Annotated in this window: 9 protein-coding genes; 6 read left to right on the top strand and 3 right to left on the bottom strand. The window is 58.5% G+C overall.

The window, feature by feature from the left end:
* Positions 1–53: 53 nt before the first annotated feature.
* The 3 genes from J3U88_RS02150 to J3U88_RS02160 form a co-directional block, all read right to left on the bottom strand.
* The gene (locus J3U88_RS02150) at positions 54–1265 is read right to left on the bottom strand and encodes an alanyl-tRNA editing protein (RefSeq protein ID WP_207856481.1); all 1212 of its coding nucleotides are present in this window, start codon (positions 1263–1265) and stop codon (positions 54–56) included.
* A 78-nt stretch (positions 1266–1343) separates the two neighbouring features.
* Positions 1344–2309 (bottom strand): aldo/keto reductase, encoded by a 966-nt coding sequence (locus tag J3U88_RS02155; protein WP_207856482.1) that lies wholly within the window; start codon positions 2307–2309, stop codon positions 1344–1346.
* Between the two features lie 11 nt (positions 2310–2320).
* Positions 2321–2896, bottom strand: a complete 576-nt coding sequence (locus tag J3U88_RS02160) for a YceI family protein (protein WP_207856483.1) — start codon at positions 2894–2896, stop codon at positions 2321–2323.
* 575 nt (positions 2897–3471) lie between these two features.
* Between J3U88_RS02160 and J3U88_RS02165 the strand changes: the two genes are divergently transcribed.
* From J3U88_RS02165 to J3U88_RS02190, 6 genes are all read left to right on the top strand, one after another.
* Positions 3472–4515, top strand: a complete 1044-nt coding sequence (locus tag J3U88_RS02165) for a 3-oxoacyl-ACP synthase III (protein ID WP_207856484.1) — start codon at positions 3472–3474, stop codon at positions 4513–4515.
* Between the two features lie 42 nt (positions 4516–4557).
* Positions 4558–5463, top strand: coding sequence for an alpha/beta fold hydrolase (locus tag J3U88_RS02170; protein ID WP_207856485.1), 906 nt, complete (start codon positions 4558–4560; stop codon positions 5461–5463).
* The gene (locus J3U88_RS02175; RefSeq protein WP_207856486.1) at positions 5460–7109 is read left to right on the top strand and encodes a fatty acid CoA ligase family protein; all 1650 of its coding nucleotides are present in this window, start codon (positions 5460–5462) and stop codon (positions 7107–7109) included. The genes J3U88_RS02170 and J3U88_RS02175 overlap by 4 nt, the downstream gene beginning before the upstream one ends.
* Positions 7110–7294: 185 nt before the next feature.
* Positions 7295–7690: a response regulator gene (locus tag J3U88_RS02180; protein ID WP_207856487.1), complete on the top strand. Its 396-nt coding sequence runs from the start codon at positions 7295–7297 to the stop codon at positions 7688–7690.
* Positions 7691–7718: 28 nt separating this feature from the next.
* Positions 7719–12098 carry a response regulator gene (locus tag J3U88_RS02185; RefSeq protein ID WP_207856488.1) on the top strand — a complete coding sequence of 1460 codons (4380 nt, stop codon included), beginning with the start codon at positions 7719–7721 and terminating at the stop codon, positions 12096–12098.
* 294 nt (positions 12099–12392) lie between these two features.
* Positions 12393–12992 carry an ECF-type sigma factor gene (locus tag J3U88_RS02190; protein WP_207856489.1) on the top strand — a complete coding sequence of 200 codons (600 nt, stop codon included), beginning with the start codon at positions 12393–12395 and terminating at the stop codon, positions 12990–12992.
* The last annotated feature ends 250 nt before the right edge of the window (positions 12993–13242 follow it).

The following is a 13242-nucleotide window of genomic DNA, read 5'->3' on the forward strand; positions in this document are numbered from 1 at the left end:
AACCTTTGTTACTTTATGGATCGTGTTTAAGAATTTAACCTAAGCAGCGCGGTCTACTTGGCCAAATTGTCGACCGCGACCGTCTCGGGGATTTTTCCTTCCGCTTTTTGCGGGCGACCGCCGCCCCGAGCACCCAAGCTTTTGCCTTCGCCGCGGAACCAAGCGCCCGCGTCGAATTCGGCCTGGCTACCCCGTGCTACGACGATGCGACAGAAACCGTCGTCCGCCACTTTGGTTTTCACCATGGCAACCACGTCGGGCCTGGCCGTGAGCAAGTCGGCCAGTTTCCGGGCGCTGTCGATGTCCGCGCTTTCCACGCGGATGAAGGTGGTTTCCCCCTCGCGGGCCGGCTGGGTTTGATGCAGCTGTTCCGCCTCGTAACGGGCCGCCTCGGTGCGTGCTTTCCCCAGTTCTTGGCGTAAGGCGCGGCTTTCCTGCTGCAGCCGTTGCACCTGATCGGCCAACTCAGGCACGGCGCATTGTAAGTGGTTGGACGCCGCGGTGAGGATCGCCTCGCGTTGGTCCAAGTGGGCCAGGGTTCGCAGACCGCAATGGAAATGGATGCGCACCAGCTTTTTGATCTTCTCTTTGGCCACCACGTGAATCGCCCCAATTTCGCCGGTTGCGCTGCAATGGGTGCCGCCGCAAGGGGTGAAGTCGACGCTGTCGATTTCCAGCACGCGAATGTTGCCGGTGACCTTGGGGGGACGGCGCAGCGGCATGGCCGCCAATTGGTCGGGATCCGGGTTGTGGACGCGAATCGGATGGTTGGCGAGCACCCAACGGTTGGCCTGCTCGACCGCCGCCGCGATGGATTTTTCGTTGACATCGGGGGCTTCCAGGTCGATGGAAATGGTGCGTTTACCGAGCCGTGCGGATTTGGTCTCCAGTCCGGCGGTGTGGTGAAACGCCGCGGAGAGCAGGTGTTGCCCGGAATGGGCGCGCATCATGTCGCGTCGGTGTTCGGCGTTGACCTGGGCGGATAGGGTTTGTCCCAACCAGTCGGCGGGTGCCGCTTCATTCAAGATGTGGTAGAGGGTTCCGTTGTCGTCGATTTGGGTGTCGACCACGGTGCGTTCTTCCGCGCCGAACCGGACCGTGCCCGCGTCGCCGAGTTGGCCGCCGCCCTCCGGGTAGAAGAAGGTACGGTCGAACTGAAGCGCCGGCCGGTCCGCGAAGGGTTCAAGGCCCGCGACACGTGTTTCAAAAGGTTGCCGCCAATCGGCGGTAGGATCGAGGTAACAGGGTTCACAAAAGTGCGCCATAGGAGTAACCTTTCCGGGTCCGTCCAACCATGAGGGTGACCGCGCGGGCCGTGATAGCGACCCACGACGGGGACAGTGTTAGTTGGCGAAGGCCCATTGCTTGGGATTGTCGTCGAGGTGGACCGCAACGGTGTCGCCGATTGCGGCAATCTGTTGCCATAAGCCGTTGTCGAGGGTGACCGCGGCGGCCGCCGCCGAGTTGGTGATTTGATCGGGCCGTCGTGCACCGGCGATGGCGAAATGGTTGGGGCCATGGGTGATCCAGGCCAGTGCCAGTTGCGCCATGCTGATGCCTAAATCGGCCGCGATGGGGCGAAGTTGTGCCAGAGCGTCTTGGACACGAGACCAGTGGGGTTGTGCGAACAGCCGGTGTTGGGCGCGGTGATCGCCTTCCTCGAACTGGTGATCGGCGGTAAATTTATCCGCCAAAATCCCTTGCGCCAAGGGGGAATAGGCCAAAACCGCGATGTTCTTGTCGCGACAGAAGGGGATCAGTTCGCGGTCGTGCATGCGCCAGAACAAGGAGTAAGGCGGCTGCACGCTGTCGATGGGTCCGAACCGCAGCGCTTCTTCCAGTTGGGCACGCGAGAAATTGGATACGCCGATGCCGCGGATTTTGCCCTGCTGCTTGAGGTCGACCAGGGCGGACATCGTCTCTTCAATCGGAACCAAGGGGGTGTTGAAGGTGCCGGCGGGCCAGTGGATTTGATAAAGATCGATTACATCGGTGCCCAGGTTCTCAAGCGAGCGATGGCACGCCTCAAACACCTGATCGCGTTTGAGATGGTTGCAAAAAACCTTGCTGAGCAAGACCGTCTCTTTGCGTTGGCTGCCGAGTGCCTTGGCGATGATGCGTTCGGCGTGGCCGTTGCCGTACACTTCCGCGGTATCGAAACTGGTGACGCCCTGGTCGAAGGCCGCGCGCAGGGCCGCGATGGATTCGTTGTCGTCAATGCCGACCCACATGCGTTTGCCCGTTTGCCAGGTGCCCATGATGACCTTACTAAGGGCGATGTCGCTTGATCCTAGGGGTGCGTATTTCATCCAAAAAACGCCTAGTTCGCTTGCCAGGTGCCGCTGAAGGACACGAAGGCAATCGGCAGGATCGACTGGTGCGCGCACAACTTCATCATGGCTTCCAGGGGAGCGCCGGTCAGACCGAGGTCGGCCATGCCGACGGCGACGGGACGCGGGGTGACCGCTTGCACGGTTTTGGCGTCGGTGCGGATCAGCAGCATGGGGAAGGTGATTTCAGGAGAGAGGCCGCGGTAGTGGAGCTTGGCTTTGAAGTCGACCATGGCGGTGGTGCCGACGGTTTTGGGCAGTTGATCGGCGGGAAAGGCGCCTTTCAGGACCATTTTGGGGAAGCTGGCCACCTCAAACAACGCGGTTTTGATATTGGTGTCCCGCGGCGGTAGGGCGGTGTCCAAAGTGTCCAGGTTAACGACCACCTCGAAGGAACCATCCTTGGCGCCGCCGGTCACGGCGAAGGTCCCGGGCACGGCGGCGATGTTGTCCTTAACAGAAAAAAAATGGACCTTGCCGTCGTCCAATTTCCAGCCGGCACACAGGGGTAAGCTGAACAAAACAAAAGCAGTGGCAACAAAAAGCCGTTGGTTCAGGGGATTCATGATGATGCTCCTCAAGATCCGTAAGGGGTTGGTAATCGAGCGTCGGGGGAAGAAACAGAGAAACAAGAAGGGACCCGACGGGTTGGTGGTATTCAAGCACGGTTCACGATTGGGGACAACGGCCGATGTCGGGGCGGCTGTCCCGTTGGGAAAGGGCGGGTTGGGGCGTCCTGAAAAAGGTGGCGGCGCGGGGGTGGTGCGATGGGAAGGCCGCGCGGCGGCGGCGTGGGCGCGGGTGGGCGGTAAATGAATGGGGTTGTACATGGAACGGCGTTCTAAAAAAACATGGCTTTGATTGGGAAAAGGCGGCCCGACACCTTCCCAGTCGCCTCGTATTGTGTTTGAATACTCGCTTTGGGTTGGTTCTCGAGCCGACACAACCGATTGCAATCCCCACGAATCGTGAATCGGGTGGTGTTTGGCGACACAGGCGCTTTTTGCGATGCGCTTGCGCCGCTACCTTGGAAGCCCGTGTCGTGTCGGCTGATTCGCGACCTAACCCAACCCGTCAAAGCAATGCCTCGGGAAGCATAGGCCCGTCGCGTTGTGACACCAACCTGATGATGTGAGTTGTTATGAAATATTCCCGCGTTTATGTGGATTCCATCCGGTATGTTCTCCCGCCTGTGATCGTTTCCTCGCGCGAGCTGGAAGCGCGCTTGCGCCCCGTTTACAAAGCGCTGCATATCAGCATGGGACAATTGGAAGTACTAACTGGTGTGCAGGAACGCCGCTGGTGGAAAGATGACGACTCGCTTTCGGATCGCGGCGCCGAGGCCGCCAAACGCGCGCTCGATGCGGCCGGCATAGACGCCGCCGACTTGGGGGCGCTTGTGTACACCGGTGTGTGCCGCGAACAATTCGAACCGGCCACCGCTTGTATGATCGCCTCGCACCTGGGCATTTCCCAGGAAGCCTCCGTCTTCGACCTTTCCAACGCCTGTTTGGGCGCGCTGAACGGCATTCTCGACATCGCCAACCGCATTGAGTTGGGCCAGATTCGCGCCGGTATGGTGGTTTCTTGCGAGACCTCTCGCGAGATCAACGAAACCATGATCAAACGCATGCTTGAAGACCACGACATGGAATTGTTCAAAATGGGTCTGGCGACCTTAACCGGTGGTTCCGGCGCGGTGGCGATTTTGTTGACCGACGGTTCCTTCGCCCACAAGCCCCGACGCCGTTTGGTCGGAGGGGTGACCCTGACCGACCCCCGTTTCCACGATTTGTGTCACTGGGGGCTCGAGCAAGTGGGTGCCGACTGGTTCCGTCCGATGATGTCCACCGACTCCGTTGCGGTTTTAAAACACGGGGTGGCCTTGGGGCTCAAAACCTGGAAGGCCTTTCTCAAGCGGTTGGACTGGACCGTGGACCTCGTTGACAAGGTGATTTGCCACCAGGTCGGCTCGGAGCACCAGAACGCGATCCTGAAATTTTTGGGTATTCCCAACAACAAAGATTACGTGACCTATCCGTTTTTGGGTAATATCGGCACGGTTTCGGTGCCGATCACGGCAGCCATCGCCGAAGAGCGCGAGTTTCTCAAAGAAGGCGACCGCGTGAGTTTTCTAGGCATCGGTTCGGGTTTGAACTGCACCATGCTTGGATTCCAGTGGTAAGCTGCCGGCCCGACGCCCAACGAACAGACAAAGAGAAGCTGCATGAATATCGATCCCGCCCTGTACCCCTTCGAGCACCATTATTTAGACCGCAACGGTCTGCGCTACCACTACGTGGACGAAGGGCGCGGCTTACCGGTGGTGATGCTGCACGGCAATCCCACCTGGTCGTTTTACTACCGCAACCTGGTTCAGGAACTATCCAGTGATCACCGCACCATCGTGCCCGATCACATCGGCTGCGGGTTCTCCGACAAACCCGGCGACGACCGTTACGAATACACCTTGAACAGTCGGGTGGACGACTTGGAAGCCCTTTTGGACCACCTTGGCATTCATCGCGACATCACCCTGGTGTTGCACGACTGGGGTGGGATGATCGGCATGGCCTTCGCCACCCGCTATCCCGAGCGGATCCGCCGCCTGGTTGTGCTGAACACCTCGGCCTTTTTGTTGCCGCCCAAGAAGGCGTTTCCCGCCGCACTGTGGCTGGTGCGCAACACGCCGCTCGGCCCCCTTTTGGTGCGTGGCTTCAACGCCTTCTCTTGGACCGCCGCGCAAATTTGCTGCAAACGGCGCCCCTTGTCGCGCGTCCTCAAAAAAGCCTATACCGCGCCCTACCGCAATTGGGCCGACCGCATCGCCACCCTGCGTTTTGTGCAAGATATCCCCTTGGCCCCGGGTGATCCGGCCTACGCCATTTGTGAGGATGTTGAGCGCAACGCCGCCCAGTTCCGGGATCGGCCGATGTTGATTTGCTGGGGCGAGAAGGATTTTGTGTTTTCCACCGAGTTCCTCGACCGCTGGACCGAAACCTTCCCGCAAGCCGAGGTGCATCGCTGGCCCGACGGCGGCCACTACATTCTTGAGGACGCCTCGGACGAAATTCTCAAACTGGTGCGCCAATTCCTCGCCGAGCACCCGCTTGAGGTCGCGGCCGCCTCATGAGCGAAGCGCTCGTCAACATCGCGGCGTACCTGCCCAAGATAGCGGCCCAACAACCCCACACCTTCGGGGTGGTTTTCCCGGAAACCCGCGACGGGGAAGGGCGCGTCGCCTACACCCATTTTACCTACGCGCAGCTTGACCGCGAATGCGACCGGGTCGCTTGGGCGCTGACCGAGTACGGCATTCGCCGCGGTGATCGCGTGGTGTTGATGGTCAAACCCAGTTTGGCTTTTTTCGCGCTGACCTTTGCTTTATTCAAGATGGGCACCGTTCCCGTGTTTGTGGACCCGGGGATGGGCGTGAAAAACCTAAAAAAATGTTTGGAAGAGGCGGAACCCGACGCCTTCGTCGGGGTGCCTAAAGCCCACGTGGCCCGTTTGCTGTTGCGCTGGCCGCGCGTGCGCAAGCTGGTGACGGTCGGCCGCAAGCTGTGGGGTGGGGAAACCTTGCAGAACCTGTGCGCCGCCGTGCGGGACAAGGGCGCTTTTGCCACCGCGGATACCCGCGCCGAGGATTTGGCCGCGATTCTGTTCACCAGCGGCAGTACCGGTCCCCCCAAGGGGGCCGTCTACAGTCACGGCATTTTTGACAGCCAGGTGCGCTTGCTCGGCAAAACCTACGGGATTCAGCCGGGCGAAGTGGATTTGGCGACCTTTCCGTTGTTTGCTTTGTTTGCGCCCGCCCTGGGCATGACCGCGATTGTCCCCGACATGGACGCCACCCGGCCCGCCGACGTGGATCCCGTCAAAATTTTTGAAGCGATTGAGAATTTTGGGGTGACCAACATGTTTGGTTCGCCCGCGTTGCTGAATACCGTCAGCCGCTATGCCGTTGCCAACGGCGTGACCTGTCCCTCGTTGAGGCGGGTTATCTCCGCCGGTGCGCCGGTCAGTCCCGCCGTCCTGCGCCGCATGGCGCGGTTGATGCCGGAGGGCGTGCAGGTGTTCACCCCATACGGCGCCACGGAGTCACTGCCCGTGTGCAACATCGGGTCGGCCGTGATTTTGGCGGAAACCGAAACCCTCACCGATCAGGGCCGCGGCGTGTGTGTCGGGTTTCCGGTTGAGGAAATGGAAGTCCGCATTATCGCGATCAACGACGCCGAGTTGGAAACCTGGGACGACCGTCTGGCGCTGCCGCCCGGTGAAGTGGGCGAGGTGGTGGTCAAGGGGCCGGTGGTGACCCGTCGTTATTTCAACCGTGAGCAGGCGACCCGCGAACACAAGATGAAAGACGGGGATCAGGTGCGCCACCGCATGGGCGACTTGGGTTATTTCGACGAACAAGGACGGCTGTGGTTTTGCGGGCGCAAGGCGCACCGGGTGCAAACCGCACAACGGCTGTTGTTCACCGTTCAGGTTGAAGGCGTGTTTAACAGCCATCCCGATGTGTACCGAAGCGCCTTGGTCGGCACGGGTGCTGATGCCGCGGCGCAGGAACCGGTGGTGTTTCTCGAATTGGAAACCAACCGCGCCTCGGGAAAAAGTGAGCAGGCGATCATTTCGGAATTGCGGGAACTGGCGCTCCAGTTTGAGCATACCGCGGTGATTGAGCGCTTTATCGTTCACCCGGGTTTTCCCGTGGATATCCGTCACAACGCGAAGATCTTCCGTGAAAAGCTGCGCGCGGAATTGAGCGGCGCTTAGTTCGTGTAATAGTATTGGTTTTTTTTGTTTTATGAACAATCGGTCATACCAAAAGGCACGAGGAGGCGCTATACTGGGGGTACTTCCATTGCCACAAAAGAATCGATCCGAACCCTTCGGCGAAGGTGTGCAGCCTCGTAAGCACAGCGCTTTTTCGGCACTGAGACTCTTGAAAAGGATGGTCCATGGACAATCCCGAGCTGCTGATTGTCGACGACGAGCCTGTCAATATTCAGGTTCTGAGCGCGGTACTCAAGGATCGTTACCGCATTCGGTTTGCCGTTTCCGGCGAGCAGGCTTTGGCGATGGTGCAGGACCATCCGCCGGATCTCATTTTGCTCGACATCATGATGCCGGACATGAGTGGTATCGAACTGTGTAAATTACTGAAAGCAAAACCGGCTACCCAATCCGTTCCCATTTTATTCGTGACCTCTAATCAAGAACGCGAGGTAGAAGTGGAGGGGCTTTCCGTCGGCGCCATGGATTTTATTTACAAGCCGATTCGCCCTCATTTGGTGCGTGCCCGCGTCGCCAATTACCTCGAATTGAAGTCGGCGCGCGATCAACTCGCGGGTTAGCCGTCCACGGATGAACACGAGGCACGTTTTGCCACAAGCCAACCCCATGTCACGCCTGCTTGCGTCCGCCGATATTGCCGGTTGGACCTTGGACCTGCAAAGCGGAACGCTGGAATGGAACGCCGGGATGTGTCGGTTGCACGATTGTACCGAGGGACCGGAGAACCTCGCCACCTGGTCGGCGCTGATTGGCGAACCGGGAGTACCGGATGCCTTGGGTGATCCAGGCGCTTGGGACGGTCCGTCTTATCAATGGTCCTATGTCGCACCCGGCGCCCATCAGGGCACCCTTACCGTGACCGTTGTACCTACAGGAAACGAACACTTGCTTCAGGGTGTGGCGACCTTTCGTGCCGCGCTGGAAAACGAGATGCCAAGCGACTTGCTCGCTCAAATGGTTGATCGGGTGGATACCGGGATCACCCTCGCGAAGGTCGATACGCCCTACCATTTATGTTACGTAAACGACCGCTTTCTTCAGTTAACCGGTTACGCGCGGTCCGAGGTAATGGATCGCGATGTGCGCATGCTTCATGGTGATGAAACCAATCAAGAGGGCAAGCAGGACCTCTTTGAGGTGTTGGAGACGGGTTTTAAGGGCAGTACCGTGCTGCGCAACTACCGCAAAGATCAATCCGTTTTCTACAACCAAATTAACCTTTACCCGCTGCTGGATCGGCACGGCAAGGTGAGCCACATCATGGCGACCCAGCGTGATGTCAGCCTTCAGAAAGAATTGGAATTTCAGAGTGTTCGCCACCAAAAACTCTTTGAGATGGTGTTTCAGTGCGCCACCGTCGGCCTGGCCTTGCTCGACACCAACGGCCGTCCCTTCCAGATTAATCCCGCCTTAGTCACTTTTTTAGGGCGGTCCGAGGCGGAAATTTATACCCAGCCACCGACTGCTTGGAGTGTCGACGAACCCATTGCGGCTGACAGCTTGGAGGGCGAAAACGCCCTGGGTCGCCGGGTTAAGCGCTACAAACGGCCCGACGGTTCGCTGCTTTGGGGCCGGGAAACCACGACCGAAATTCAAGTTGAAGGCGAAGCCGGCGTCAAAAGCTACTTGTTGCTGATTATTGAGGACATCACCGAAAGCCGGCGCATGTTGGCGCAAAAGAAAACCGCCGAATTCGAATTGCAGGCCATGTCGACCCGCCTTTCTCTTGCCATTCAACCCGCGCAAATTGGCATCTGGGATTTTGATCTCGCCACCCAGGAACTCATTTGGGACGAGCGCATGTTCCAACTCTACGGAATGAGCGCCGATGCGTTTTCCGGTGCCTACGATGCCTGGGTTCGTGGTGTGCATCCCGATGATTTGGCCGCCGCGGAAGCAGCCCTAAATGCCGCCATAGCGGGCGAAGCGGTGTTCGATACCGTTTTTCGGGTGCGCTATCCTACCGGTGAAATTCGCCACCTCAAAGCGGACGCGATGGTGTTGACCGATGAGCAGGGTCACCCCACCCGAATGATCGGGACCAACTACGACATCACCGACCGTATCGACACCGAAAACAACCTGAAATACCAAAACGCCTTGCTCCAAGCCCAGCAGGATACATCCCCGGCCGGGATGCTCATTCTCCAGCAACCGGGTCGGGCCACCTGTTGCCGGTGGAATCGGCGCTTTCTCGATATTTGGGCCTTGAGCGAAGCGGAAATGCGGGCCGCCGACCTCGAGGCGCTTTTGGCCGTCATGCGCGACAAGGTCCGGCGAAACAGCGAGGACAAAAACAGCTTGTTCGAGACCAACACGACCACCTGGGCGCTGGAACTGGAATTGAAACACGACGTTTCCATCGAAGTCTATGGTCAGCCCGTGCTCGATCAGGGGGCGCGGTCCATGGGGTACGTGTGGTTTTTCTTTGATGTCAGTGTGCGCAAGGCCGCGGAAACCCGTTTGCGTGAGGCCCTCGCTGAAAGCAGTCGTTTGGTGGGTCTGATGCAGGGGCGTGAGCAACGGATTCTCGAACTCAAAAGCGAAGTTAACCTGGCCGCCGTCTCCTTGGGAAGAACCAAACCCTACCTTTTGGACACTGGTGAAGAGGTGCCGATTGATGAAAACGAGGTGCCGCAAACCGCACCCGAGGGCATGAACGATTGGCTTGAAAATCTGCGCCGTGCGGGTGGGGGATTCCGCAACGCGCTGTCGATTGCCGAGGACTTGGAAATACAGAAGCAACGGGCGGCGCATTTGGCGATGCGCGCCGAGCGTGCCAACCGCGCCAAAAGTAATTTTTTGGCCAACATGAGCCACGAAATTCGGACGCCGCTCAACGCCGTGATTGGGATTGCCGAGCTTTTGTCCGATTCGCCGCTTAACAAATACCAACGCGAAATGCTCGGCAAACTGGACGCCTCGGCACGGACGCTGCTCAGCATCATCAACGACATCCTCGATTTCTCCAAAATTGAGGCCAACCAGATTGAAATTGAAGACGAGCAGTTTGACCTGGTGGAACTTTTGGAGAATTTGGCGGGGATGACCGCCACCCGGATGGGTGACCAAGATCTGGAAGTGTTGTTCGATATTCCCAACCATTTAAATCGGTTCCTCAGGGGTGACGGTCTGCGGCTTAGCCAGGTGCTTATTAATCTGTTGGGCAATGCCGTCAAGTTCACCGAGGCCGGTCAGGTCGTGTTGGCCATGCGCCAGGAAGCGCGCGACGATGAGCGGGCTGATTTCTACTTTGAGGTCAGCGATACCGGGATCGGCATGAGTGAGGATCAAGTGGCGCGGCTTTTTCTGCCGTTTACCCAGGCTGACGCCTCGATGACGCGGCGGTTTGGCGGTACCGGTTTGGGATTGTCCATTTGCAAGAGTTTGGTTGAATTAATGGATGGATCCATTGAGGTGGAGAGTCGACTCGGGGAAGGCAGTACCTTTCGGGTACGCATCCCCATGGCGATTTGTGGTGCGCGCACCTTGTGCGGTTTGGAGCAACTGAATCTGCCCGAAATGAGTGTGTTGCTGGTGGAGCAAGGCACCGAAAGTGGGCGTTCCTTCAGCGCAATGTTGCGGGCCATGGGGGTTGGTGTGACCTGGGAACGCTCCGGCCGTACCGCGCTTCAATCCCTGCGTCAGCGTTGCCGCGAGGGCGCCCGGTTCGACGTGGTCCTACTCGATTGGAGCCTCCAGGATATGGACGGTTTGCAGGTGTTCCATCACATCCAACGCATGACCTGGCGTGGCAAACCGCCCGCCACCGTGATGATCACCGCGCACAACCGCGAGCGTTTGGTTAACTTAAGCCAAAGCGCCGTGATCCACGATGTTCTGGTGAAGCCGGTGACGCCGATGGTGTTGCTGCGGGTGTTGCGCAGTGTGGTGGGTTTGGCGCACCCGCCGCCGCCCACGCGCAAGCCGCCGAACGATGCATTGCGTGGTATTCGCATTCTTTTGGTGGAAGATGTTCAGGTGAACCGTGAGGTGGCCTCGGCGTTGCTGGCCCGGGCCGGGGCCGAGATCACCGTGGCGGTCAATGGGCGCAACGCGGTTGATATGGCGGTTTCCAAGCGCGGCGCTTTTGACGTCATTCTCATGGACGTTCACATGCCGGAGATGGACGGATTTGCCGCGACCGAGGCCATCCAAAACGCCATGGGCGATAGCGCGCCGCCGATTGTGGCCTTAACCGCCAAAGCTTTTCGGGAAGATCGACGCCAGGCCATGAGCGCCGGAATGGTGGATTACCTCACCAAGCCGATCCAGATCAACAAAGTTATCGAAGTGTTGCGCCGGATCGTGCCGCGAGAATCGTCCCGTGGTGAGGTCGTTCGACCTCCCACGGCCGTTCTTGAAACAGCCGGCGCCGAGGAAACCAACGCACCCAGGTTTGCCGATGTTCTGGCGGCCCTGGGCGGCGATGTATCTTTTTTCACACGGCAACTCGACCAGTTCCGCATGAGTTACGGTGATCTCATCGCGCGCGCGCGGGAAATGGTTGCCGCGCAACAATGGGATGACGCGGTCATGCTGGTTCACGCCGCCAAGGGCGCCGCCGCGAATCTGGGCGGGACCGTCACCGCCGAGCACCTGGGCCAGGTTGAACAAGCGTTGCGCGCGAGACAGCTCAATGACGGGTTGTTGCGCGGGGCCGAGACGCGTTATGCCGCCTTTTTGGGGTCCATCGAAAAATGGCGCGCCGACCAACTTGCTCAGCAGGAGAACCCTGTGACGTCGGAAGACGGCGCGGACAGGGTTGATTTCGAACCGCTACGCCAAAAGTTTGTCACCTGTTTGCAGCAATCGGACATGGAAGCCGTCACCCTGTGGCAAACCCTAAAACCCCATGCCACCACCTTATGGGGTGCCGAGGTATGCACGCGCATCACCCAATCTCTGGATCGACTTGATTTTCCCGGGGTTCTGGCCGTCTTGGCCAAACAATCTCCTGTTCCCTAACCCGCATTGCTCACAAGGATACGTAGCAGAATTCCTTGTAAGCAATGCGGGTTGGGGCAACGCGCGGGCTGCATGCGGACTTCGGACCTATTTTCCTATTGCAACCGTGGGTCGATTGGTGTCCGCTGTCGTTTTCGACCGCACCGCGCCGTGTTAACATGCCCCACGTTTTCATCCGATGGGTGGGGTTCCCGTGCTATCGCGTGAAACCGTTCCCACTGAATAATTAGTTGTGGGTGAGAACCGCGCTTTACTCGCTTTCCTCTCGAATGCGTTCGTTTTCACGAAAGGAACATGCCACTCATGGAAGAAATGCAGCCGATTACCCGACTCCTCAATCAATGGCAGGGCGGTGACCGCGATGCGTTCGGCACCCTCATCACCACCGTCTACGCGGAACTGCGTCAAATGGCGCGGCATGCCATGATTCGCGAGCAAAACGGCCATTTTTACTCACCCACCATGTTGGTTCATGAGGCCTTTCTCAAGATCGAGGAGAACGGTTTCGACACCCAGCTTCGTGATCGGCACCATTTCTTTCGGACGTTGGCACGGGTGATGCGGCACATCCTGGTGGATTTTGCGCGGCGGCAAAGTCGGCAAAAACACGGTGGCGATTACGAGGCCGTGCCGTTTGAAGAAGGTCGGGTCGGCGTCATGCAGCCGCTTTTCGTCACGCGTTTAGACGATGCTTTGCATCATTTGCGACACCAAGATTCCCTAAAAAGTGACATCGTGGAGCTGCGCTTTTTTGGGGGGCTCTCCTTGGAGCAAACCGCTGAGGTTCTTGAGATTTCTCCCAGTGCGGCATACCGCGCCTGGCTGGAAGCCAAACAATTTTTGCGCGAAGAAATGGGATACGATGTATCTGATGCGCCACCTGGCCGCACTTAATGGGGTAGCTTGTGCGAAGACCGTCATCGTCCCACCGATCTTGTCCTTCAGGTGAGAATCTCAATTAAAGTTGGGAATCGCAAAATAAGGTCGATGGGAAACCTCAGGAAGCGACAGGTCGCACGCTTTTCATACACCCTTCCGGCTTACTTTTCTCCGGGCTTTTCTGAATGATCCTGCCTTTTGCCCTTACGTTAGTCTTACCTAAAGTGGGCGAGTCTTGGCGGCGCACTCGCGCAACCTGCTGGGC

Origin of the sequence: Acanthopleuribacter pedis (assembly GCF_017377855.1) — a bacterium.
Taxonomy (GTDB): Bacteria; Acidobacteriota; Holophagae; order Acanthopleuribacterales; family Acanthopleuribacteraceae; genus Acanthopleuribacter; species Acanthopleuribacter pedis.

Bases quoted from the DNA above. Each gene is read 5' to 3' on its own strand.
- J3U88_RS02150 (WP_207856481.1), bottom strand. From the start codon at position 1,265: ATGGCGCACTTTTGTGAACCCTGTTACCTCGATCCTACCGCCGATTGG.
- J3U88_RS02155 (WP_207856482.1), bottom strand. From the start codon at position 2,309: ATGAAATACGCACCCCTAGGATCAAGCGACATCGCCCTTAGTAAGGTC.
- J3U88_RS02160 (WP_207856483.1), bottom strand. From the start codon at position 2,896: ATGAATCCCCTGAACCAACGGCTTTTTGTTGCCACTGCTTTTGTTTTG.
- J3U88_RS02165 (WP_207856484.1), top strand. From the start codon at position 3,472: ATGAAATATTCCCGCGTTTATGTGGATTCCATCCGGTATGTTCTCCCG.
- J3U88_RS02170 (WP_207856485.1), top strand. From the start codon at position 4,558: ATGAATATCGATCCCGCCCTGTACCCCTTCGAGCACCATTATTTAGAC.
- J3U88_RS02175 (WP_207856486.1), top strand. From the start codon at position 5,460: ATGAGCGAAGCGCTCGTCAACATCGCGGCGTACCTGCCCAAGATAGCG.
- J3U88_RS02180 (WP_207856487.1), top strand. From the start codon at position 7,295: ATGGACAATCCCGAGCTGCTGATTGTCGACGACGAGCCTGTCAATATT.
- J3U88_RS02190 (WP_207856489.1), top strand. From the start codon at position 12,393: ATGCCACTCATGGAAGAAATGCAGCCGATTACCCGACTCCTCAATCAA.